The following is a 25,471-nucleotide window of genomic DNA, read 5'->3' as shown; positions in this document are numbered from 1 at the left end:
ATTTAACTTTAATAATTTTTTATATTTGTCTTTTTTAAATCCCCCTTTATGAAAAAAGCATTACTCGTTTTCCTAATCATCTGCTCACGCATCTTATATGCCCAATCAGATTGTATTAGTGCAATATCTATTTGTGGAAACTCGGACATCTCTTACACCCCTTCGGGACCAGGGAATGTCCTGGAAGGTATTGGTGTCAATTCCTGCCTGAGTGATACGGATAACGAACACTTTTCTGTATGGTACAGCTTCACAGCGTCAACATCAGGAACATTAGCATTTGTGATTAATCCGACCATTGATACTGATGACTATGACTTTGCTGTTTATGGTCCTACTACAAACGGATGTACTTCTTTAAATAACAATAACATTTTTGTAACTCCATTAAGATGTAACTTCAATGGTACAGGTTCATCTCAGGGAAATACAGGTTTACTTCTGACAATACCGCCACCGCCGCCGCCAAACACCAATGGAAGTGCCGGAAATCAAGCTGAATGGAGTCCACATATGGTCGTACAGGCTGGTGAGACTTATTATCTTGTGGTAGATAACTATAGAAGTTCACCAGATGGATTCTCGCTAACGTGGACAGGTACTGCAAGTTTAAGCTCTGCATTCAACGATCCTACCCTGGCTCCGTTTCCGTTTGTTACTCCGGGACTTCCTGCAGCTAATCCTGCAGACCCGAATGAAGTAACGATATGTTCACTTGCCACTCCATTCAATTTTGCTAGTCTAAGCGCAGGAATCATCAATGGCAACAGTCCAAATTTCAAAGTATCTTACCATAAAAATACGAATGATGCCATTACAGGAGGAAATCCTGTCACTTCAGAGGTTGTAAACCTTACATCAGTTTACTACTACAGGATCGTATATCAGGATCCTGCGAATCCTACAAACCCCATGAATGGCTGTTTTATTACAGGAAAATTCAAATTCAGGGACGGCGGATTTACATTAACCAACGCCACGCTTACGAGTTGCAGCAACAACGGTTCAGGAACAGCCATGTTCGATCTTACTACTGCCGCTATAGGAGCCGGTCCCACTCATACTCTCCAGTATTACCCGACCTTGTTTGATCTGAACGCTGGAACGAATGAGATCACCAGTCCTGCTATCTATCAGTTTGTTTCTGCTGAAGGAAAAATCTATGTAAAAGCAACCAATGAATTCGGATGTACTGCAACAGCGCAAATCACTCTGAAGTTTCATCCCCTGGTAGCTGTCACTGATGCTTCTTTAAGATCTTGTTTCCTTGAAACAAATCCTTCACTTGGAACATTCAATCTAAGCAATGCCACAGTAACAACTGTAGTAGGGGCGGTCAAAAAATACTATCCGTCTCTAACAGATGCGGTAAACGGAACCAATGAAATTCTGAGTTTCTTAGCCTATACTGCTCCAGCCGGAGTTATTTATGTAAAAGTATTTAATGCACAGGGATGTTATTCTATTGCAAAAGTAACATTAACTGTACTTTCTCCTGTTTATTCGAATGTTCTTCAGGACAAGATCATCTGTGTTGAGGATAAAACAACACTGGATGCAGGCCCTGGATTCAATGGTTACGAGTGGAGCACGGGAGCAACTACGCAAGCTATCAACAATGTAGGGGTAGGAACATATTGGGTTAAATTAAAAACCGGCGACTGTATCACACTACAGGCTGTAAAAGTATATGCTTCTGAACAACCGGTTGTTTCAAGCATTGATATTTCCAACACTACTATAACTGTAAATGTTATTGCCGGAGCACCTGAATACAAATATTCTATGGACAACATCAACTGGCAGGACTCTAATGTCTTCACCAATGTTTCAAGAGGAGACCATACTGTATATGTAAAAGATGCTTATGACTGCGAACCTATTGAGATAACAGTTGTGGTGCCTAATCTTATCAATGTGATCACTCCAAACGGAGACGGTGTAAATGATGTAATAGATTATTCAGCATTATCTGGCAAAAATGGACTTATATTCAGCATCTTTGACAGATACGGAACCAAGATCCACCAGGCAGATAAGTCTAATGGATATAAATGGGACGGAACAGTTGCCGGCAAAAAAATTCCTACGGGAACATACTGGTATTCTGTCACTTGGAATGAAAATGATAAAAAGAATACTCCATTCAAGTTCTCAGGATGGGTAATGGTAAAAAATAGAGAATAATCTCTTGTTAAAATAAAAACCGCTCTACGGGGCGGTTTTTTCAACATAAATGCTGATAACTTTATTTACTCAAATCTTGTTTCACAAAATCATTTTAAACATGAAAAAAACATTACTTCTTTTAATTTTATTTATAGCTCAGGTATTTTACGCACAGTCCGACTGTGTTACAGCCATTCCGCTCTGTGGAAACTCGGATATCTCATACACGCCCTCAGGGCATGGAAATATAGAAGAGGAGCTGTCAGCAAACGGATGCCTGGGCAGAGATGAAAATTACTCAGTATGGTATACTTTTACGATAGCAACATCAGGAACTCTATCATTCACTATCGATCCAAACGTTAATTCAGATGATTACGATTTTGCAGTATACGGTCCTACCACCAACGGGTGCACATCTCTGAACACCAACAACACCTTTGTAACGCCAATCAGGTGTAATTATGCAGGAAGGGTACCCAATGGGGATACCGGACTCAGCATGACTATCCCGCCTCCAGGAGCCCCCAATGGTACCGGAACGGCAGGAAACCAGGGAGAATGGAGTCCTTATATGCAGGTACAGGCTGGAGAAACCTATTATCTTATTGTTGACAATTTCGAAAGTTCTGACGACGGGTTCAAGCTGATCTGGGGCGGTACAGCTACCTTAAGCTCTGCGTTCAATGATCCGGTTCTTGCTCCTAATCCTTTTATCCCGCCAGGAATTCCTGCGGCTAACCCGACAGATCCTTCAACGGTTATGGTATGCGGACTGCCATCACAATTTAACTTCACTACGCTTACACCTGGTATTATCAATGGAAATAATCCTAATTTCCTGGTTACTTACCATGACAATACCAACGATGTTGTAACAGGAGAAGATCCTCTTACCATTGCTACAGTAAACGGAACGACCACTTATTACTACAGAATCCGTTATTTTGATCCAAACAACCCTAATAGCGCCGTCAACAAATGTTTTATCAGTGGTAAATTCAAATTTGTAAACGCCAGCATTACCGGGAAAAATGCCAGTATTTTTGCATGTAACAATAATGGCGAAGGAACAGGAAAATTTGACCTGACAACAGCAGATGTATTTACCGGCCCTATTACTAAGAAATACTACCCTACTCTTGCTGACCTGAATGCTGACACTAACGAAATCACCAATCCTACCGATTACGTTTCTGCTCCTACAACAATATATGTTAAGCTGATTTCCGCATTCGGATGTACAGCTATAGCAACAATAACATTAACATATCATCCCGTTGTTGCCCTAAGGGATGCACTACTGGAAGAATGTTATATTGAAAATGATATCATGCAGGCTAAATTTGACCTGACAACAGCTAATGTAGGCGCTGTAGCAGGGCAAACAAAAAAATTCTATAAGACCTTAAACGACGCTAAAGCCGAAACTAATCCTATTGGTAATCCGACCGCTTACCTTACGACAAGTACTGAAGTGTATGTAAGAGTTACCAATGCCAATCAGTGTTATTCTATCGCCAAAATCACACTGAAAGTTCTTCCTCCGGTAAAATCTGCTGTGCTGAAAGACAAAACGATTTGTGCGGAAGGAAAAACAACTTTGGATGCAGGGCCTGGATTCGATGGATACGAATGGAGCACCGGCGCTACCACACAATCTATCAATAACGCAGGAATAGGAGTTTATTGGGTGAAGCTAAAAACCGGGAAATGTTTTACACTTCAGACTGTAACTATTTTTGCCTCTTCGCAACCGGTAATCTCCAGTGTAGACATCAGCAACAATACTATAACAGTGAACGCTTCAGGTGGAACTCCTCCTTATATGTATTCAATTGACGGTACCAACTGGCAGTCGACTAACACATTCAGCGGGCTTCCTAGAGGGGATAATAAAATATTCTTAAAGGATTTTTATAACTGTACCCCTGTTCAGATCACCATTACTGTACCTAATCTGATCAATGCGATCACTCCAAACGGGGATAAGATCAATGATGAGATCGACTACTCTGCCCTGTCTTATAAGAAAAATCTTGTTTTCATCGTCTATGACAGATATGGCAATAAGCTTTATGAAGCTAATAAAATGAGAGATTATAAATGGGACGGAACAGCTTCCGGCAAGAAAATCCCTACCGGCACTTACTGGTATACGATCTCATGGAACGAAAACGACAAGAACAATACTGAAACGAAATATTCAGGATGGATACTGTTGAAGAATAAAGAATAAGATTATTTTTAGCTATACAAAAAAAGACTGCCAGTTGTGGCAGTCTTTTTTTGTATTTCATTATTAACCAACCATTCAATTTCATTATTCAATAAAAAATCATTGACTATTTTCATTCTGATGGATAGTACTTATTGAAATTTTTCTATTTTTGATCCCCACATTTTTACTAACATTTATTTTGAGTTCTACTGCTATAGGTTAAGGCAGGATTGCTGATAACTTGTTAGTTACTATTTTTTAATTATTTTTTTTAAATAAGCTATCTTTGCATCATGGCGCAGAAAGAAACATTATCATCCCTTACGCACGGAAATTTTGCAAGAGAACTGTCTATTGCGGATGGAAAAATGCCACCCAATGCTGTAGATTTTGAAAGACTGGTTATAGGAACTTTTTTGATAGACAAAAAAGGTCTTGACCACTCTATTGACCTTCTTACTCCTGAAGTATTTTATGATCCCAGACATCAGGTTATTTTTGCCACAATTCTAAAACTTTACGAAGGCAACCATCCTGTAGACCTTATGACCATTATCCAGGAATTAAAAAAAGAGGATAAATTAAGCCAGGCCGGAGGTGATCATTATATTATTGATCTTACCATGGGAGTAAGCTCCTCCGCTCACATTGAATATCATGTCCGAGTTATTCTTGAAAAATATATCTTAAGAAGTCTGATTAATGTTTCTGCCAACGTGATCGATTCATCCTATAAAGAATCGACTGATGTATTCGAACTTTTGGATAAGGCTGAACAATCTTTCTTTGAAATTACCAACGGTACGATCAAAAAAGGATTCGACACCGCCAATTCATTGGTAAAGCAGGCTATCGATACCATTAAATCTTTGAAAGATAAGGAAGGGCTTTCAGGAGTTCCTTCCGGATTCAGGGATATTGACAAAGAAACGGGAGGCTGGCAAAATTCTGACCTCATCATTATTGCAGCCCGTCCGGCGATGGGTAAAACAGCATTCCTTCTGTCGATGGCCAGAAATATTGCCGTTGGCCATAAGATTCCGATGGTGCTTTTCTCCCTGGAAATGGCATCTGTACAGCTTATCACGAGGATGATTGCTTCAGAAACGAGAATTTCTTCTGAAAAACTGAGAAAGGGAACTTTGGATGATGAAGAATGGCAGAGACTGTTCTCCAACGTATCCGAGCTTGAAAATGCCCCACTTTTTATTGACGAAACCCCCTCTCTTTCCATATTCGACTTCCGTGCAAAGTGCCGAAGACTGGTGATGCAGCATGGTGTAAGGCTGATCATGGTGGATTACCTTCAGCTGATGACTGCAGGAGGTGGAGGTAAAGGAGTCGGAAACCGTGAACAGGAAATTTCCATGATCTCGCGTTCATTAAAGGCTATTGCCAAAGAACTGAATGTACCTGTTATTGCCCTTTCACAGTTATCAAGAAGTGTGGAGGCACGCCCGGGAAAAAGACCTCAGCTTTCTGACCTTAGGGAATCCGGAGCGATTGAGCAGGATGCGGATATTGTATCTTTTATTTTCAGACCTGAATATTATAAAATTGCCGTTTGGGACAATGATGAAGAAGGCCAGGAAACTCCAACGGAAAATCAGGCTGAACTGATCATCGCAAAGCATAGAAATGGTGCTACAGCCGATGTCAGATTATCATTCTTAAAACATTTTGCAAAATTCGGGGATATTGAAGCAGCATTAGACGGTGGTATGGGAGGTTATCCTTCTAATTTCGGATCTAACGAGCCTAGTGGTTTTGATAAAATAAGAACTACTATTCAACCTGGAGCTGCATTTGATTTACCAGACAGTTCAAAGCTTTCAGGATCTTCAATGAATGACCTTGATGATGATGACGATTTCCCATTCTAGAAACATACTATTTTAAATTAACAACAGCTTGGCATTCCTTCAAACTTAGTTTTTACAGAATACCAGTTTTATATAGACTTAACTTTTGAGAATAGAAATATACACCGACGGTGCATGCAGCGGAAACCCCGGCAAAGGAGGCTATGGAATTCTTATGCGTGTTCCTGAAAAAAATTATCAGAAGACATTCTCCAAAGGATTCAGAAAAACCACCAATAACAGAATGGAGCTATTGGCTGTTATTTCCGCTATGGAAAAACTAAAGTCTTCGGAGAACGATATTCATATTTACACAGACAGCAAATATGTAGCTGATGCCGTGAACCAAAACTGGATTGCAGGATGGATCAAAAGAGGATGGAAAAATGTAAAAAACCCCGATCTCTGGAAAAGATTCATTGAAATGTACAACAAACACAACCCAAAAATGCATTGGGTAAAAGGCCATGCAGGGCACTTTGAAAATGAGCTCTGCGATAAACTTGCCGTGGCAGCTGCAAGCTCACCTGATCTGGAAGTCGATACTTATTTTGAAGGGCTGGAAAGCAATTCTCTTTTTTAAAAATCTAAATTAACATCTTTATAATTCTCTATTCACCTATTCATTTTACAATTCATTGACAAATCATTAATATTTTCAGTTAAATTAACATTAAATACATATTAATCGGTTAGGATTTAATATATTTACAACGTCTAAAATAAAGTAATTCCACTTCAATGAATAAATCTTTACTGTCTTACATTTCTCTCTTTCTGTTTTTTTTGTCAGGGGGAGTGTTTTCTCAAACTTACCAGTTAACCGGAAACCCTGTAAATACCACAGGATGGTCCATGGTTGCTCCAACCCAGGTACTAGGTGATTTTGTTCAGCTTACTCCGGATACCAATAACCAATCCGGATCTATAAGACTGAATGATCAGATTAATTTAAAATATTGTGATAAATGGAGAGTTGAATTCGACTTCAGAATGGACTCTAACCAAACTTCCAACGGAGACGGAATTGCATTTTGGTATCTGGCGAACCCGCCTGTTGCAAGTGTATTGGGTTCCGGCCTTGGAGTTTCCCAAAATGCAGTCGGTTTTATTGTAGGTTTTGATACTTACAACAACACCACTACCGCTACAATGAGTAAGATACATGTTGCTTACGGGCAGGTTGCCAATACAACAGATAGCAACAATGTAGAATTCTTCAATGTTCCGGGGAGCTCTTTTCACTCACCGGACCTGAATACCACCCAACCTTTTCAGGGAACAACTTATAAGCATGTTGAAGTAACAGCTCAGGTAGATCCGGCTATTCCTACGAATTGGATTGTAAAAATAACACTTGATGGTACGACCATCTGTAACCAGTCTTTTGCCCCATCGGGCACGGCAGCTGCTATGACCATTGGATATTTTGGATTTTCGGCTTCTACAGGAGGGGCAAGGTCAAGACATTCTATTAAAAATGTAAAAATCTACACCGATAAAGTTCCTATTTTACAAAGTACAGCGACACAGACTTTCTGTCCAAATCCGACTACAGGGTTTGCATCTGTAAATTTAACAACTTTCAATTCTCAATTCGTTAGTAACCCTTCCAATTATACATTCACGTACTTGCAAGGCTCAACACCTATTACAAATCCCACTAATTTCCAATTCAATGCCAATACTACGGTTACTGTGATTGTAAAGGACAATGCAGGAATATTATGTGATAATCCGGACGGAAAAATACAGCTGGTCCTGGCTCCTCTTACACTTACCGATAAAACTTTAACGGCATGTAACAACAATAAAGCAGGAACAGGATTATTCAACCTTAATACTGCAGATGTAACGAATGTACTTGGCGCCACTAAAAAATATTATAAAACACTGAATGATCTGAATGCCGGAACCAATGAAATCACGAATCCCAATTCTTACACTTCCGCACCCGGCATAGTCTATGTAAAAGTGACTACGCCGCAGGGATGTACCGGTACGGCAAAAATCACCTTAACATTCTATCCTGAAACTCCGGTAAAAGAAGCCACGCTACAGTCATGCTTTCTGCAGGATAATATTACGACTGCCATATTTGACCTTACTTCAGCCAATGTGACGACACTGACGAGCGGGTTTACAAAGAAATATTATTTAAGCGTGGCAGATGCATTAAGCGGAACCAATGAGATTGTCAATCCATCTCAATATATGTCCGTGAGTACTGCAGTCTATGTAAAGGTAACTGACTCAAACGCATGTTTCGCTATAGCAAAAGTTAACCTCGTTGTACTTTCACCAGTGAAATCAAACGTTTTAAAAGATAAAATTATCTGCATTGACGGAAGAACTGATCTGGATGCAGGTCCGGGCTTTGATGGTTACGAATGGATTACCGGAGCAACCACTCCTTCTATACAGGGAGTAGGTGTTGGTCTTTATTGGGTAAAGCTAAAAACAGGAAACTGTATTACATTGCAGACCGTGAAGGTTATTGCTTCGGCAAACCCTGTTATTTCAAGCATTGATATTCATAATACAACGGTAACTGTGAATGTTTCAGGAGGCACTCCACCATATAAATATTCTTTAAATGGTATCGACTGGCAAGATTCAAATATATTTACAGGCTTGCACAGAGGAGAGGTAAAAGTTTTTGTCAAAGACTTTTACAACTGTTCACCCGTTGAAGTTCAGATCACCGTTCCCAATCTGATCAATGCCATTACACCGAACGGCGATAACGTGAATGACTTTATTGATTATTCCGCATTGGCCTATAAGAAAAATCTGGTTTTTATAGTATATGACAGATATGGCAATAAACTTTATGAAGCCGATAAAACAAGAAATTTCAAATGGGATGGAACTGCCTTCGGCAAAAAGATCCTCACGGGGACTTACTGGTATTCTATTTCATGGAATGAAAATGATAAAAACAATACTCCTACGAAATATTCAGGCTGGGTATTGGTAAAAAACAGAGAATAATAGCTTTTCATACAAAATCACTCCTTCACCGGAGTGATTTTTTAATAGGATTGGGCTTGTGGGATCAAGGCTTATCATATCTTAACTTAATAAATAAGATATATTTTATTTTTAACCATTTCATATAAATTTTAAAAATTACTTATAAAATTGACAATTTTTGTTAATCATTTGACAATTATACATTATATATTAGAAAATAAAATAAATATATTTACAGGAATAACCTCAAAAACTAATCGCTTCATATGAAAAGAAAACTACTCCTTTATTATTTAACTATTTTTCTATGCTTTTCAGGTCAGCTGTTTTCACAAACATATCAGCTTGCAGGAAACCCTGTCAACACAACGGGCTGGGACCTTGTTTCAAATGCAGCTGTTGATACAGATTTCATCAGGCTTACAACCGATAACGGAAACCTGTATGGCGCTATAAAACTGGCTACCCCTATCACATTAAGTTATTGTGACAAATGGAAGGTAGAATTTGACTTTAGAATTGACGGAAACGGAACGACACAATTCGGAAGAGGAGACGGATTTACTTTCTGGTATCTTGCCAATCCGCCGACAGGATTCGTATCCGGTGGTGGACTTGGAATTCCCGGAAATGCTTCCGGACTGATGGTAGGATTTGATATTTTCAATAATACCACGGAAGGACAGATGAGTAAAGTACACGTTCTTTATGGCACCAACAATACAGCCGGGAACAATATTGAATATAACACAACACCCGGCAGCACATTTCATTCTCCAGACCTCAACCCTACTCAGCCATTCGTAGGACCAAACTATAAACACGTAGAAGTAAACGGGGAAACAGACCTTACCAACCCTACGAACTGGATCATTAAAATAAAAATTGACGGTGTTCTTATTGCAGACCAGTCATTCGCTCCTTCGGGCGCTGCCATTGGAATGTCACAGGGATACTTTGGATTTTCGGCAGCTACAGGAGGTGCCAGCGCAAGACATTCTATCAAAAATGTAAAAGTGTTTGTAGACAAAGTTCCCATTCTGAATGCTACAGTAACTCCATTTGTATGTACCAATCCTGCAACCGGTACCGGAACTGTGGACCTAACGTCTTTCAATGCTCAATTTGTCAATAATCCGGCAAATTACATATTCACCTATTATGTTTTAGGAAGTTCAACACCTATTGCCAATCCTTCAAATTTCCCGTATTCCGGCAACACTACAATTAAAGTAGTCATTAAAGATCCTAGTTCTACACTCTGCGATAATGGAGACGGAGTCATACAGCTGAACCCCACTCCGTTTGCAGCCACTGATGCTTCGCTTACGGGATGTAACAACAATAATGCAGGTACTGCAACATTTGACCTTACCACAGCTGCTTTAACAACAGTTCCTGGTTGTACAATGGAATTTTACAATACAATGTCAGACCTGAATGCAGGGATCAACCAGATTCCCAATCCTACAACTTACGCATCAGGAGCGGCCATATTATTTGCAAAAGTGACCACTCCCCAGGGATGTGTGAGTGTAGCAAAAGTTACCCTGAATCTCAATCCGGTTGTGGTCGTTACCGATGCATCATTAAGAACATGCTTCCTTGAAACCAATCCTTCACTGGGAACATTCAATTTAAGCAATGCACCGGTAACAGTATTGACGGGAGCAATAAAAAAATATTATCCATCCCTTACAGATGCTGAAAACGGAACGAATGAAATTTTAAATTTCTTAGCATATACTGCTCCATCCGGAGTCATTTATATAAAAGTATTCAATGCGCAGGGATGTTATTCTATTGCAAAAGTTACCCTCACCGTCTTATCTCCGGTTTCATCCAGCGTATTAAAGGACAAAATCATCTGTATTGAGGACAAAACCACACTGGATGCAGGCCCTGGATTCAATGGTTACCAATGGAGCACAGGAGCAACGACACAGGCCATCACCAATGTAGGTGTAGGAACTTACTGGGTAAAATTAAAAACCGGAGACTGTATTACACTGCAGACCGTAAAGGTATATGCTTCAGAGCAGCCCGTTGTTACCAATATTGATATTTCAGGAAGCACCGTAACTGTCTTTGTTAACGGAGGAACACCGCCTTACCAATATTCAATGGATAATATACAATGGCAGGATTCCAATATATTTTCAAATGTTCCCAGAGGTGAAACTAAGATTTATGTAAAGGACAACTATGATTGTGAGCCCATTCAGATCGACATCACGGTTCCTAATATTATCAACGTGATCACTCCAAATGGAGACGGCGTAAACGACGCTATTGATTATTCAGCACTTTCCAATAAAAAGAATCTGGAAATCGGAATTTTCGACCGATATGGATACAAGCTTTTCCAGGCTGATAAGTCCAACAGATATGTCTGGGATGGCACCACTAATGGAAGCAAAAAAGTTCCGACAGGAAATTACTGGTATTCTATCACATGGAATGAAAATAACAGCAAGAATACTCCAATCAAATTCTCAGGCTGGATTATGGTAAAAAACAGAGAGTAAATTAAAATTGATTATTTTTTAAATACCGGGATCACTCCAAATTTGGAGTGATCTTTTTATTTTTATAAAAGGATATATTTCATTATAAACGCACTTTATTCGCATTCTATTCTTAAATTTGCCCTATGAATTATTTGGAAGCTTTAAGCAGAAGATATTCTGTGAAGAAATTTAATCATGAGATTATTCCCCAGGACATCCTGCACAATATTCTAGAGTCAGGAAAGTTGTCTGCCAGTTCACTTGGGCTTCAGCCATACAAAATACTGGTAGTTGAAAGCGAGGAAATGAAGCAGAAATTAATTCCGGCTTTCTATAATCCCTCACAGATTTCTACCTGCTCGCACCTTATTGTTATCATTTCGAAGAAAACTATTGAGGAAAGCTATATTCACGGTTATTTTAATCATATTTCTGAGGTAAGGGAAACTCCTGTTGAGAAACTCGACCTTTTCAGAAAAAGTATTAACCAACATATTACCCAAAAAACACAGGATGAAATTTTCAACTGGGCAGAAAAGCAGTCTTATATCGTACTTGCCAATCTAATGTATACCGCCGCTATTGAAAATATAGATTCCTGTCCTATGGAAGGCTTCCGGCAGGAGATGATAGAGGAAATTCTCAACATCAATTCTGAAACAGAAAAAGTAACTGTCACTCTGGCTTTAGGCTACCGTTCTCAGGAAGATCATTTTCAACACATGAAAAAAGTAAGAAAACCAAACGAAAAATTGTTTAAATTTATTTAATATTTAAACGATCGTACCTAAAGCAAGCATATGATAAAAGCGGATGTATTAGTAATTGGTTCCGGCATCTCGGGACTTTCCTATGCCATTAAAGTTTCTGAACAACTCCCTGATGCCAAGATCATCATCGTAACAAAATCCGACGAAGACGAAAGCAATACCAAATACGCACAGGGCGGACTGGCCGTAGTCACCGACTTTAAAAACGATAATTTCGAAAAGCATATCGAAGACACCATGCGTGCCGGAGATGGGGAAAACAAACGAGACGTTGTAGAAATGGTCGTAAGGGAAGCTCCCACAAGATTCAACGAAATTGTAGAATGGGGCGCTAATTTCGATATGAAAAATGGAGAGTTTGCCTTGGGAAGAGAAGGCGGCCACACGGAAAACCGAATCGTACACCATAAAGATATTACCGGATTCGAGATCGAAAGAGCTCTTCTAGCAACAGCCAACAGCAGCCCGAATATTGAGATCCTCGACCATCATTATGTTATTGATATCATCACCCAGCATCATGTTCCAGGAAAGGCAGTAAGCGAAGGTGATATCAACTGTTACGGCGCCTATATTCTTGATGAAAAATCAAAAAAGATCAAAAAGATCACTTCCAAAATAACATTGGTTGCTACAGGAGGTGCGGGACATGTTTATAAAAACACAACAAATCCTACCATTGCTACCGGTGACGGAATTGCTTTTGTAGCCCGCGCAAAGGGCAAAGTTTCCAATATGCAGTACTACCAGTTCCATCCAACGGCTCTGTATAGCAAGATCAACGGAATGCTTTTCCTGATTTCTGAAGCAGTCCGGGGAGATGGTGCTAAATTAAGAACCAAAAACGGTGAAAAGTTCATGCATAAATATGATGTGCGTGAAGAATTAGCCTCAAGAGATATTGTAGCCCGAGCCATTGATAATGAAATGAAGATCTCAGGTGATGAATTTGCCGGTCTTGACTGCCGCGATATGGATCATGAAAAATTCCTGGAACATTTCCCGAATATTTATAAAAAATGTAAAGAAGAAGGAATTGATCCTTTTATCCAATTGATTCCTATAGTACCGGCATGCCATTATCTGATGGGCGGTATTGAAGTCGACAGGGACGGTCAGTCTTCCATCCGTAATCTTTTTGCAGTAGGAGAATGTACCAATTCCGGATTGCATGGTGCGAACAGACTTGCATCAAACTCATTATTGGAAGGCTTGGTTTTCGGACATAATGCCGCTATAAAAACAGTTGCTCTCCTCAATGAAAATAACTTCAACTTCGATGATCTTAAAGCCGTTCCGGAATGGAATGAGGAAGGAATGAAAATCATGGACGAAATGGTGATCATAAGCTACCTCAGAAAACAGCTTCAGGAAATGATGAGCGATCTGGTAGGTATCGTAAGAAGCAACAGACGTCTTAACATGGCCTTACAGAAGCATCAGGAGATTGCAGCAGCCGTGGACGAGATTTACCACTATTCTATTCTTTCGCCACAACTATCTGAATTAAGAAATCTGACAACCGTTGCCCACCTCATCATTACCCAATCTATGGAAATGACTGAAAATAAAGGGGCATTTTATAATAAAGACTTAGCTTAAAACATACATAATGAAAAGACCAGCTTACGCTACAGATAAAGTATTAAAATCATTCATCAAAAACGCCCTGGAAGAAGACATTCAGGATGGTGACCACTCTACCCTTTCCACAATTCCAAAGGACCTGAAGCAGAGTGCCAAACTTCTGGTAAAGCAGGACTGTATTTTGGCAGGTGTTGAGTTGGCGGAAATTATTTTTAAAACTTTTGATAAAGATCTGAAAGTTGAAATTTTCATTAAAGATGGAAAAGCAGCGAAAGTTGGTGATGTAGCTTTAATAGTAACCGGCAGCGCAAGATCTATTCTTTCCACCGAAAGACTTATTCTGAACTGCATGCAGAGAATGAGCGGTATTGCTACCCTTACCCACGACTGGGATTCGCGATTGGTAGGAACAAAAACAAAACTTTTAGATACCCGAAAAACAACTCCTAACTTCAGAGTATGTGAAAAATGGGCCGTTGCTATAGGTGGCGGAACTAATCACAGATATGGACTCTATGACATGATCATGCTGAAAGATAACCACATCGATTATAATGGGAGTATTACGAATGCCGTAAAAATGGCAAAAGATTATGTTAAAAATGCTAAGAAAAAATTAAAGATCGAAGTTGAGACAAGAAACCTTGAAGAGGTAAAAGAAGCCATCAAAGCAAAAGTAGACAGAATCATGCTCGACAATATGAGCGTATCTATGATGAAGCAGGCAGTAGAAATGATTAACGGCTCTTGTGAGTCTGAAGCCTCAGGTGGAATTACCCGTGATATGTTAAAAGAAATTGCATCTACCGGGGTCACTTATATCTCTGCCGGTGCCCTTACCCATTCGGCTGAAAATATTGATTTGAGTCTCAAAGCCGTGAAATAGCGTTATATTTTTAATAAAAACAGCCCCTATTTGTTAAAAACTCAATAATATGATTTTTTTCATGTAAAAATTCAATTTTTATTTATGAATCTGAAAATCAATAAGTTAAATCTTATTAAGATTGAGTAAAAATTAACATACAGTTAATATTAGTTAAATTTTATTTCGCGAATTTTGCAGAAAATTAAATCTAACTATTACTAACGATTATGAAATTAATCAACAAATCGATGCTATCTGTAGTAATTACATTATCTACAGCAAGTGTTTATTATGCTCAAGAAGTTCAGGATACGGTGAAAACCAAATCCAATGACATTGAACAAGTTGTAATCACTGGTGTTGCTGATATTGCTAAAGATAGAAAAACACCGGTAGCAGTTTCAACCATTAAGGAAGCACAAATTGTACAACGATTAGGAAATCAGGAATTCCCGGAAATCTTAAATTCTACTCCTTCTATCTATGCTACAAAAGGTGGTGGTGGTTTCGGTGATGGCCGTGTTAACATTCGTGGTTTTGATACTAATAACACCGCAGTAATGATTAACGGTGTTCCTGTAAACGATATGGAAGGAGGAACAGTATACTGGTCAAACTGGCTTGGTTTATCAGATGTTACTTCTGCTATGCAGGTTCAAAGAGGTTTAGGATCATCTAAATTAGCTATTGCATCTATTGGAGGAACCATTAACGTTATTACAAGAGCTGCTGATAAAAAGAAAGAGGGTAATGTAACTTTAGGTCTTGGTAATGACGGATACCTGAAAACATTATTTTCATACAATACTGGTAAATCTGCAAACGGGTGGTCTACTTCATTCTTAATGGCAAGAACTGCTGGTGCAACATATATAGATGGTTCTGATTTTGAAGCATACAACTATTATTTTGCTCTTGGATGGCAGCCAAATAAAAAGCATGATTTCCAATTCACGTTTACTGGGGCTCCTCAATGGCACAACCAAAACTTTAACGGAAGTATTGCTACATATTTAGATATGGGTGATGGTAAATTGGATAAGGTTTTTGGGGATGAGCCAAACAGAAAATATAATTCTAACTGGGGATATTTGAATGGAAGACAATATTCTCAATCTGTAAATTATTATAGTAAGCCTGTTGCATCCATCAACTGGGATTGGACAATGAGCGAAAAATCTAAATTATCAACTGTTGTTTATGCTTCTTGGGGACGTGGAGGAGGGACCGGAGTTATCGGATCCATTAATGGAACAAGTATAAACAGCCTTCCGAAAACTCAAGATGGTTTAATCCGTTTTGATGACATTGTTGCGTGGAACCAAGGACAATCAGTATTATGGAACCCATCAAATCCTGCAGCTCCAATCAATAAAGTTAATGCAACGCCAGGAATTGCACAAAGAACGAATGGTCTAGTAAGAAGAGCTTCAGTAAACTCTCACGATTGGTACGGATTCCTTACCAATTTCCAACATAAAATCAATGATAATTTTAATTTTTCAGTTGGTCTAGATGGAAGATATTACTACGGTTATCACCCGGGAGTTTTAACCGATCTTTGGGGAAATAACAAATTTATTGAAAAAGACAACAAGAATAATCCTAATATGGATGTAAACCTTGTTTACAATGCAGCACCTTCTGCTAACCCATTCATTAAAGCTATAAAAGATAAAGACCAAATTGTATACAGAAACTATAACGGAGAAGTTCTTTGGGGTGGAGTTTTTGGACAATTAGAGTATTCTAAGGACAATCTTTCAGCATTTGTACAGGGTTCTGCTTCCGAACAAGGGTTCTCAAGAATTGACAACTGGATTATAGATGGTGTTACCGAACAATTAGGAGAAAAGGTAAATACAAAAACAGAGATGAAATATCTGTTTGGTTATAATGTAAAAGCAGGTGTTAATTATAATATCAATGATAATCATAACGTATTTGTAAACGCGGGTTATTATTCTAAACAGCCAAACTTCTTCGGAGTTTATCCTTATTCTGTTTCAGACGGAAGACAAACAGGTAACCTACAAGTTGTAAATAAAGATCTTCAGAATGAAAAAATTGCTTCTGCAGAATTTGGTTACGGTTTCAGATCTTCCAAATTAAGAGCAAACCTTAACTTATATTATACTTCTTGGGATGACAGATTCGTTCGTCTTACAAACCTTACTATTTATGGTTTGGAAAGAGCAACTGTTAGCTTAAATGGTGTAAAGCAGGTGCATATGGGTGCTGAGCTAGAATTATTCTACAAGCCTTTGAACTTTTTAGAATTTAACGGAATGTTATCTATAGGAAACTGGAAATATAAAAACAATCCTACAGGTCTTTTAGTTGATGAAAACGGAGCTCCTATTGTTGGCTCAAACGGAAAAAACGAGGTTACATTAGCTTTAGATGGTCTTAAAGTATCTGATGCTGCGCAAACCACAGCAGCTATTGGAGCTACTGTGAAACCAGTTAAAAACCTTGATATTTACGGAACTTGGAGATATTATGACAACCTTTATGGAACATTTAGTATCAACAGTGGCTTTATCATTGGAGAAAATGGACAAATTCCTGCAGCCAGAGCAGAAAAAGGTTCTTTAAAAGCACCTTCTTATAACCTCACTGATGTTGGAGCATCTTATACATTTGATCTGAAAAATGGACAGAGATTGATTTTATCTGCAAATGTTTACAACTTATTTGACACTACATACATTTCAGATTTAAGATCATCTAACAAAAAAACAATATCTGATTATAAAGATATTGCGGGTGGGCAGACTGCTCAACAGCAATTAGATGCTTACAACGCAAATCCAAATAACTTCTACAAAGGTTTGGATGTTAGCAACAACGTTTATTTCGGATTCGGAAGAACTTGGTCAGCTTCACTTTCTTACAGATTCTAATAAGATCACAATATTAGATTTTATAAATATCAATCCCGGCTTTTCGCCGGGATTTTTGCTATATTTGTGTACAAAAAATTGAATATGGATTTTTACAAGATTTTGCTTAATGCACACAAAGGATTCGGGTATCTTGAACTTCTTTTGGTCTCATTATTTATTATTGCCCTTTTAGCCACAATGTTTGGCTTCAGTGGTAAAGTGAACAAATTTTTAAAGAAGACGACTCTCTTTACGATGATTTTCTTCCATGTTCAGTTTTTAATAGGGATCGTCATGCTGGTGATCAACTTCACAAAAGGATTGGATATGGGATCAGTAATGAAAAATGCCGATTTAAGATTCCAGTATGTGGAGCACCCATTTTCTATGCTGATTGCAGCTGTATTGATGACCATCATCAACAAAAAAGTGAAGTCCAATGACACGATTTCTTTAGGTATTGTGATCATGGGTCTTATCGCTGCAGGTTTATTTGCATTTGCCTTCCCTTGGACGAGAGTCTTTGGGGCTTAAAACATAAAATAATAAGTTATCAATGATGAGTTATAACTTTGTAATAGTTTAACCTTAAATTTTTTAATTAAATCAATGAAAGTAGCTGTAGTCGGTTCAACAGGAATGGTTGGACAAGTTATGCTTAAAGTTTTGGAGGAGAGAAACTTCCCTGTAACAGAATTAATTCCGGTGGCATCCGAAAGATCTGTAGGTAAGAAGGTGAAGTATAAACAGGAAGAATTTACCATCGTAAGCATGAAGGACGCTATAGCTGCCAAACCGGATATTGCTATTTTTTCTGCCGGAGGAGACACTTCTCTTGAATTCGCCCCTCTTTTTGCGGAAGCTGGCACCACAGTGATTGACAATTCTTCAGCATGGAGAATGGACCCTACCAAAAAACTGGTTGTTCCGGAGATCAATGCTAATGTTTTAACCAAAGAAGATAAGATCATTGCCAATCCTAACTGCTCTACCATTCAGTTGGTAATGGTTCTGGGGCCACTGAATAAAAAATATGACCTGAAAAGAGTGGTTGTTTCTACCTACCAGTCTGTAACGGGAACAGGAAAAGCTGCCGTGGATCAGCTCAATGCTGAAATAAGCGGAGATGACAGCGTTGCCAAAGTATATCCTTATCAGATTTTCAAAAATGCTCTTCCTCACTGTGACGTATTCAGCGATGATGACTACACGAAAGAGGAGATCAAATTGATGAAAGAACCTAAGAAAATTTTAGGTGATGATACATTTAATCTTACAGCAACTGCAGTGAGAGTTCCTGTTCAGGGAGGACACTCAGAAAGTGTAAATATTGAATTTGAAAACGAGTTTGACCTTGACGAAGTAAGAAAGATATTATCCGAGACACCAGGCGTAGTGGTAATGGACAACGTGAAAAACAACGAATATCCAATGCCGCTGTACTCCGAAGGGAAAGACGAAGTTTTCGTCGGCAGGATAAGACGGGATCTTTCACAGCCCAAAACGCTGAATCTCTGGATCGTGGCAGACAATCTGCGAAAAGGAGCCGCAACGAACGCTGTACAGATTGCAGAATACTTAGCAGCCAACAACTTAGTTTAAACTAACAAAATAAAAAAGAGTCTCAGAATTGAGATTCTTTTTTTTATCAAACTATGGAAAATAAAAAAACCATTACCCGCAAAGACAAAATAGGATTCCAAAAGCTGATTGCTGCTTTCGGGGTCATTCTATTCATAGGAAAGATTATTGCCTGGAAGCTCACCAATTCCGATGCCGTGTTTTCTGATGCCATGGAAAGCATCGTCAATGTCATCAGTGCATTTATGGGGCTCTACTCCCTTCATCTTGCCGCAAAACCTAGAGACGAGGACCACCCATACGGCCACGGAAAAGTAGAATTTGTAACATCCGGTATCGAAGGGGCTTTAGTCGCCATTGCCGGTATTATGATCATCTATGAAGGCGTCAATAGCCTTATTGTAGGGAAAACCCTGAGCAAAATAGATATGGGAATATGGATCATTGCTGCAACCGCTATTGTTAATTATCTCCTGGGATATATTTCCATTAAAAAAGGGCAGGCAGAAAACTCGCTGGTTCTTGTATCATCAGGGAAACATCTTCAATCCGATACCATCACGACATTGGGTGTCGTAATAAGCTTAATGATTGTTTACTTCACTAAAATCTACTGGCTGGATTCAGTTGTAGCCCTTATTTTTGGACTTTACATCATCTACGTAGGCTATAAAATCGTAAGAAAATCTTTAAGCGGTATTATGGATGAACAGGATCCTGATCTTTTGAACCAGATTATCAGAGTACTCGAAGAGAACAGAAGAATAGAATGGATCGATGTCCACAATATGAAAATTCAGCAATTCGGAGCCAATCTCCATATTGATGCCCATATTACCTTACCTTGGTACTACAGCCTTCGGGAAGCGCACAATGAAATGGAAAAAATGATTATTCTTTTAGCTAAAAATACAAAAAGAAGCGTAGAATTTAATTTCCATATGGATGACTGCAAAACAGTATCATGCCCTGTATGCCAGATAAAAGACTGCCCTGTCCGCGAAAAAGATTTTGTAAAGAGAGTACAGTGGACTCCTGAAAATGTCACCAGTGTGGATAAACATACTGCAGATTAGCCTGTAATAATAAATTTGTCAGATTTATTTATCTGCTCTTTCCATTAATTGTTTTCTATAATAAAACATCGGAACAATCAAAAGCAAAGCCAGCGGCTGGATGACAAACCTTCTCATATAAAAAGAGAAAAGATATCCTATCTCGAACTTATCATGTATACAGTAAAGATAAATAGGAAAAGTAATCACAAAAATAATGGTAATCAGCAATGCTCCCTGTGCCGTCCACTGGCGGTTTTTAAAAAGACATTGAATGATCAGGCACGAAAAGGCAAGATTAAGCATAAACCTGAAAAGATGTCCTGCAATTAATTTCCCCCATTCAAACTGGGGAAATGCAATATTTTTAATCGCTTCATGAAAATATTCGAGAAAAGGGTCATAAAAAATTTTGTCTTCAAGCATCCGTACGCTTATAAGACCGCAGATTCCCGCTATCACCAGAAGCCAGTTAAGAATTTTCATTTTTCAAAGCAAAGAATTTAATCCAAACCAGCCACAGAACCACAACAGTCCCATAAATAACTGCTGGAAAAATAAAATCATGGAATATTTTTCCATATTCCGGATGATCTACCATAACGATATTTAGTCCCATGATTCGCAGAAGGTTCATAATGTAAAGCAAAACAAGCCCAGCCAATGCGAAAATATATGTTTTAGCACCTTTATAAAATGCAAAAACGAAAGCTATAAACAAGATCATGACGGAAACAGCATTACATCCCTCCACCATTCTTGTCACATAGTTTTTCTTTACATAAAACCAAACCTGTTCATTTTTTACATCATCATAAAGCAATGTAGGAAACCCTATAGTCTTTTGAACGGCGGCAACCTGATCAGCAATCATCCGGGAAAAAGGATCCAGCCCACTTTCTTTACCGCTGTTCAGATAAAACTGATACCCTAGAAGCAGCACCAGGTAGATGACGATGAACCTCAGCAAAATGTTTAAAACCGGTTTAAAATCCTTTAACATGATACAAAGATAGAAATTAGACTGAAACTTAGGTTAATAAATATTTGATATCAGACGTTAGATTTTACAAAATAACTTAACTAACATCAAGTCTCAATCACCATCCAGAGCTCCAAATCCACTGATAATCCTACTCCAGCTCTAATATCTCAAACCCTCAAACAGCCAAAACAATCAAAACAATCAAACTCCCATTAAATTAGTATATTTGTTTCCATATTATGACTTCCGAAAACGCAAAACGATTTTTTGAAAATTATCTGGGTGAACCATCTTCTGAGTTCGTTACACTGGCTCAAAGTGGTTCTGCGAGAATAAATTTCCTGGCTAAATCCAACACCAGAAAATACATTGTCACCAGCAATGAAAATACCGCAGAAAACGAAAGCTTCCTTTATTATTCTGAAATCTTCTCAGAGCTTGACCTCAACACACCCAATATTTTTGCTGTTTCAGACGACAAAAAGATGTATATACAGGAATTTCTAGGAGAACAAACTCTTTCAGATGTTATTACAACAGAAGGACTTTCCGATAACGTAAGAACATTGGTAAAGCAAACATTAGAAAAGCTTTTCCAGCTCCAAATCCGGACCCAGGCGAAAATTGATTTTTCAAAAACGTTTGAATACGAAAGGTATGACGAGCTTCCCGTGATTCATGATCTGTATTATTTTAAAAATTTTGTAGCTGATATTCTGGAGCTCGAATACAGTAAATCTGTTTTATTGAAAGAATTTAAACATATTGCCCAGCTTATTGAAAGTCTTGAACCCAAAGGAATGATGATCCGCGATTTTCAGGCAAGGAATATTATGGTCAATGAAGATCGTAAAGTTTCGTTCATCGATTACCAATCTGCGATGGAAGGGCCATTGATGTATGATGTGATTTCTTTCCTCTTCCAGGCCAAGGCCAACTTTCCGGAAGATTTTAAAAATGAAATGCTTGACTATTATATCATGCAGTTTGAAAATGAAGAAATCAAAACTAAACTAAAAAATTCGGTAAAACCAATTCAGATGATGAGATTTCTGCAGGTACTTGGAGCCTATGGCTTCAGAGGGCTAATCCAAAGGAAACAGCATTTTATAGTCAGCCTTGAAAAAGGAATTCACAATATCACGCAGTTTGCCGCATCCTGGGAACAGATGCAGGATTATCCGGAACTGAAAAAAGTAATAGAACAACTGTCTTCGGAAGAATCAAAATTGAAAATTAATTACATTTTAAATAGCTAGCTTTCGACTCCGATCAAGCCGACAGCTTACAGATAACCGGTTATCAATAAAACTAAATAAGCCTTAATGGTTTAAATAAAAATAAAGAATAATGTTACACATCGACATACACAGTTTTTCTTACAAAAAAGGAGGAATTCCTAAAGACCATTCAGGAAACGGCGGAGGTTTTACCTTCGACTGCAGAGGAATTTTAAATCCAGGAAGAATTGAGGAATACAAAATCCAAACAGGAAATGATATCGGGGTTCAGGAATACCTTGAAACAAAAACCGAAATGCCTAAGTTTCTCGAGCTGGTAAAATCCATTATTTCAATTAATATTGACAATTATCTGGAAAGAGGTTTTGAAGACCTGCAGATCAATTTCGGGTGTACAGGCGGACAACACAGATCCGTGTATTCTGCGATCAAGATTGCTGAATTCATCAGGGAAAAATATCCTGAAGGAATAGAAATAAGCCTCCACCATGACGAACAGCACCACCTGAATATGAGTAATGGATAATGAGCAATAAGTAATATTTTACTTTTCATCAATTCCTGAAATTACTCATTACGTATCACTCATTACCTAGACTATATGAAAGCTTTAATTTTCGCTGCCGGAAAAGGCACAAGGCTAAAACCATTTACGGATCACCATCCAAAAGCACTGGCTCCGGTAAACGGCATACCGCTTTTGGAAAGAAATATCAATTATCTTAAAGGCTTTGGAATAAAAGATTTTGTGATCAATATCCATCATTTTGGAAATCAGATTGTTGAATTTTTAAATAAAAACAGTAATTTCGGCTGCAGCATTGAAATCTCAGATGAAAGGGACGAACTGCTGGAAACCGGTGGCGGCTTGATTTTTGCTAGAAGATTCCTCGATCACGGGGAAGATTTTCTAATCATGAACGCTGATATTTTAACGGATATCAATATTGATGCGCTCGTTGAATATCATAAAAAGATAAAAGATTTCGCTACTTTAGCGGTTTCCGATAGAGACAGTTCCAGAAAGCTGCTTTTCAATGATGATATGGTTTTGAGAGGCTGGCTTAATGTACAGTCGGGAGAGCAGAGGCTTGCGGAATTCAACAAAGGCTTTAAGGCTCTTGCCTTCAGTGGTGTTCACTGCATCAACCCTGCTATCTTTGAAAAAATAAAGAGAACCGGCAAGTTTTCTGTTATGGAGGAGTATCTTGACCTGATGCAGACTGAGCATATCCACGGATTTGTACATGACAGCATTCTGATAGATGTGGGAAGACCGGAATCTGTAATAGAAGCCGAAAAATATTTTAAATAATTTGCAATGGAAATGGATGGAACCAGGGATGAAAGTTTAGTAAATCCTGCACTTGATATTAACGAAACAAAACTTCACAACAGTCTCAGACAGAAAACCTGGGACGAAACCATCACCAAAGACAGTTGGATGGTTTTCAAAGTAATGGCTGAATTTGTGGACGGATATGAAAAGCTGGCCAAGATAGGACCATGCGTTTCTATATTTGGTTCTGCAAGACTGAAGCCTGAAAGCAGGTATTATGAAATGGCTGTTGAAATTGCTGAAAAGATCACCAAACTGGGCTTCGGAATCATTACCGGAGGCGGCCCAGGGATCATGGAAGCTGGAAATAAAGGCGCTTTTAATGCACAGGGAAGATCCATCGGGCTCAATATTGATCTGCCGTTTGAACAGCATTTCAATCCGTATATTAATAAATCCTATTCTATGAACTTCGATTACTTTTTTGTAAGAAAGGTTATGTTTGTAAAATATTCCCAGGGATTCGTAGTAATGCCGGGCGGATTTGGTACTCTGGACGAGCTTACGGAAGCAATGACCCTGATTCAGACCAATAAAATAGGCAAGTTTCCGATTGTTCTGGTAGGAAGTGAATTCTGGGGCGGATTATTGGATTGGTTCAAAGCAACACTGTTAAAAGAAGGAATGATTGCCGAAGATGATTTAGACTTATACCGTGTGGTAGACACTGCTGACGAGGCTGTTGCACACATCAAGGCATTCTATGATAAATATTCTGTGAACGTAAATTTTTAATTGGCATATTATTTGTGACCTATAATTAGCAAGAATGATTGTAAATCTATTAATTAAGATGAAAAAACTTTTATATATATCAGGAATTTTAACATTTTTTGTGTTAATGAGTTTTATGTATGTAGACTTTTTCTCTTCAATGACCAAAGTTGATTATATAGATGGAAGCAAAACATTGAAGTTTACCACAAAAATGAATACTAACCATATTTCTGATGCTATTAAAATCAATCCTAATACAGCAGGATTTGAAGCAGAAGTAAAAAAATATGTAAATAATAATTTTGATGTGTTCGTCAATGGCTCTCCAAAAACTATAACTTTCACCGGAAGTCAGGTAAGCGGAGAAACTGTATGGGTATATTTTGAGACCGGTGGTGTTTCCGATATCAATACCTTAAAAATTAAAAACACTATTCTTTTAAGTGCTTTTCCTAAGCAGATCAACATTGTTAGTGTTGCTTACAAAGGAAGCCAGAAAGTAATGAACTTCCAGCGAGGCAAGGAAGTGAATGAAGTTGCTTTCTAAACAGAATAATTTTAAAATATGAACCACTGCATCTGCGGTGGTTTTTTGTTTTTACAGTTTTATATAACTCAATCTAAAACCTTCTTCATATGTGGCTTTTCAATCATATTCCGGATCACCCCTTAGCATATTTAAAAGGGAATCCGCTTAAGCAA

Annotated in this window: 20 protein-coding genes; 18 read left to right on the top strand and 2 right to left on the bottom strand. The window is 38.4% G+C overall.

Annotation, left to right across the window (positions count from 1 at the left end):
- The first annotated feature begins 48 nt into the window (after positions 1 to 48).
- The 13 genes from LC418_RS03510 (at position 49) to LC418_RS03450 (ending at position 20,508) form a co-directional block, all read left to right on the top strand.
- The gene (locus LC418_RS03510; protein WP_223558121.1) at positions 49 to 2,187 is read left to right on the top strand and encodes a T9SS type B sorting domain-containing protein; all 2,139 of its coding nucleotides are present in this window, start codon (positions 49 to 51) and stop codon (positions 2,185 to 2,187) included.
- Positions 2,188 to 2,287: 100 nt separating this feature from the next.
- Entirely contained in the window at positions 2,288 to 4,408 is a 2,121-nt protein-coding gene (locus tag LC418_RS03505; RefSeq protein ID WP_223558120.1) for a T9SS type B sorting domain-containing protein, read from the top strand.
- Between the two features lie 275 nt (positions 4,409 to 4,683).
- A complete protein-coding gene (gene dnaB, locus LC418_RS03500) occupies positions 4,684 to 6,273 on the top strand; it encodes a replicative DNA helicase (RefSeq protein ID WP_111958872.1) in 1,590 nt (529 codons plus the stop codon).
- Between the two features lie 85 nt (positions 6,274 to 6,358).
- Positions 6,359 to 6,835: a ribonuclease HI gene (rnhA, locus tag LC418_RS03495; protein WP_111958870.1), complete on the top strand. Its 477-nt coding sequence runs from the start codon at positions 6,359 to 6,361 to the stop codon at positions 6,833 to 6,835.
- A 158-nt stretch (positions 6,836 to 6,993) separates the two neighbouring features.
- Entirely contained in the window at positions 6,994 to 9,246 is a 2,253-nt protein-coding gene (locus tag LC418_RS03490; RefSeq protein ID WP_223558119.1) for a T9SS type B sorting domain-containing protein, read from the top strand.
- A 248-nt stretch (positions 9,247 to 9,494) separates the two neighbouring features.
- A complete protein-coding gene (locus LC418_RS03485; protein WP_223558118.1) occupies positions 9,495 to 11,756 on the top strand; it encodes a T9SS type B sorting domain-containing protein in 2,262 nt (753 codons plus the stop codon).
- Positions 11,757 to 11,881: 125 nt separating this feature from the next.
- Positions 11,882 to 12,508, top strand: a complete 627-nt coding sequence (locus tag LC418_RS03480) for an NAD(P)H-dependent oxidoreductase (protein ID WP_223558117.1) — start codon at positions 11,882 to 11,884, stop codon at positions 12,506 to 12,508.
- Between the two features lie 30 nt (positions 12,509 to 12,538).
- Positions 12,539 to 14,110, top strand: a complete 1,572-nt coding sequence (gene nadB / locus LC418_RS03475; protein ID WP_223558116.1) for an L-aspartate oxidase — start codon at positions 12,539 to 12,541, stop codon at positions 14,108 to 14,110.
- A 10-nt stretch (positions 14,111 to 14,120) separates the two neighbouring features.
- Positions 14,121 to 14,981 carry a carboxylating nicotinate-nucleotide diphosphorylase gene (nadC, locus tag LC418_RS03470; protein WP_223558115.1) on the top strand — a complete coding sequence of 287 codons (861 nt, stop codon included), beginning with the start codon at positions 14,121 to 14,123 and terminating at the stop codon, positions 14,979 to 14,981.
- Between the two features lie 209 nt (positions 14,982 to 15,190).
- The gene (locus tag LC418_RS03465; RefSeq protein WP_111958858.1) at positions 15,191 to 17,869 is read left to right on the top strand and encodes a TonB-dependent receptor; all 2,679 of its coding nucleotides are present in this window, start codon (positions 15,191 to 15,193) and stop codon (positions 17,867 to 17,869) included.
- Between the two features lie 84 nt (positions 17,870 to 17,953).
- Positions 17,954 to 18,385, top strand: a complete 432-nt coding sequence (locus LC418_RS03460; RefSeq protein WP_111958856.1) for a hypothetical protein — start codon at positions 17,954 to 17,956, stop codon at positions 18,383 to 18,385.
- A 75-nt stretch (positions 18,386 to 18,460) separates the two neighbouring features.
- Positions 18,461 to 19,453, top strand: coding sequence for an aspartate-semialdehyde dehydrogenase (locus tag LC418_RS03455; protein WP_111958854.1), 993 nt, complete (start codon positions 18,461 to 18,463; stop codon positions 19,451 to 19,453).
- Positions 19,454 to 19,506: 53 nt separating this feature from the next.
- Positions 19,507 to 20,508 (top strand): cation diffusion facilitator family transporter, encoded by a 1,002-nt coding sequence (locus LC418_RS03450; protein ID WP_223558114.1) that lies wholly within the window; start codon positions 19,507 to 19,509, stop codon positions 20,506 to 20,508.
- A gap of 24 nt (positions 20,509 to 20,532) precedes the next feature.
- Here LC418_RS03450 and LC418_RS03445 read toward each other — a convergent pair whose 3' ends face one another.
- Both LC418_RS03445 and xrtF read right to left on the bottom strand, forming a co-directional pair.
- The gene (locus LC418_RS03445; protein WP_223558113.1) at positions 20,533 to 20,973 is read right to left on the bottom strand and encodes an exosortase F system-associated membrane protein; all 441 of its coding nucleotides are present in this window, start codon (positions 20,971 to 20,973) and stop codon (positions 20,533 to 20,535) included.
- Complete coding sequence (xrtF, locus tag LC418_RS03440; protein WP_223558112.1) at positions 20,960 to 21,490, bottom strand: exosortase family protein XrtF; 531 nt, start codon at positions 21,488 to 21,490, stop codon at positions 20,960 to 20,962. The genes LC418_RS03445 and xrtF overlap by 14 nt, the downstream gene beginning before the upstream one ends.
- 221 nt (positions 21,491 to 21,711) lie before the next feature.
- Here xrtF and LC418_RS03435 point away from each other — a divergent pair, with 221 nt between their 5' ends.
- The 5 genes from LC418_RS03435 to LC418_RS03415 all read left to right on the top strand — a co-directional run bounded on the left by LC418_RS03435 (position 21,712) and on the right by LC418_RS03415 (position 25,316).
- Positions 21,712 to 22,731, top strand: a complete 1,020-nt coding sequence (locus LC418_RS03435) for an aminoglycoside phosphotransferase family protein (RefSeq protein ID WP_223558111.1) — start codon at positions 21,712 to 21,714, stop codon at positions 22,729 to 22,731.
- A gap of 91 nt (positions 22,732 to 22,822) precedes the next feature.
- Complete coding sequence (locus LC418_RS03430; RefSeq protein ID WP_223558110.1) at positions 22,823 to 23,239, top strand: RNase adapter RapZ; 417 nt, start codon at positions 22,823 to 22,825, stop codon at positions 23,237 to 23,239.
- 75 nt (positions 23,240 to 23,314) lie between these two features.
- Positions 23,315 to 24,028 (top strand): nucleotidyltransferase family protein, encoded by a 714-nt coding sequence (locus LC418_RS03425; RefSeq protein WP_111958842.1) that lies wholly within the window; start codon positions 23,315 to 23,317, stop codon positions 24,026 to 24,028.
- 6 nt (positions 24,029 to 24,034) lie between these two features.
- Positions 24,035 to 24,787: an LOG family protein gene (locus tag LC418_RS03420; RefSeq protein ID WP_111958840.1), complete on the top strand. Its 753-nt coding sequence runs from the start codon at positions 24,035 to 24,037 to the stop codon at positions 24,785 to 24,787.
- 58 nt (positions 24,788 to 24,845) lie between these two features.
- Entirely contained in the window at positions 24,846 to 25,316 is a 471-nt protein-coding gene (locus tag LC418_RS03415) for a DUF6702 family protein (protein WP_223558109.1), read from the top strand.
- The last annotated feature ends 155 nt before the right edge of the window (positions 25,317 to 25,471 follow it).

Source organism: Chryseobacterium lathyri (assembly GCF_019970085.1).
Classification (GTDB): domain Bacteria; phylum Bacteroidota; class Bacteroidia; order Flavobacteriales; family Weeksellaceae; genus Chryseobacterium; species Chryseobacterium lathyri.
Note: the sequence above shows the minus strand (reverse complement) of the source record. Positions and strands in the feature narration are given on the sequence as shown.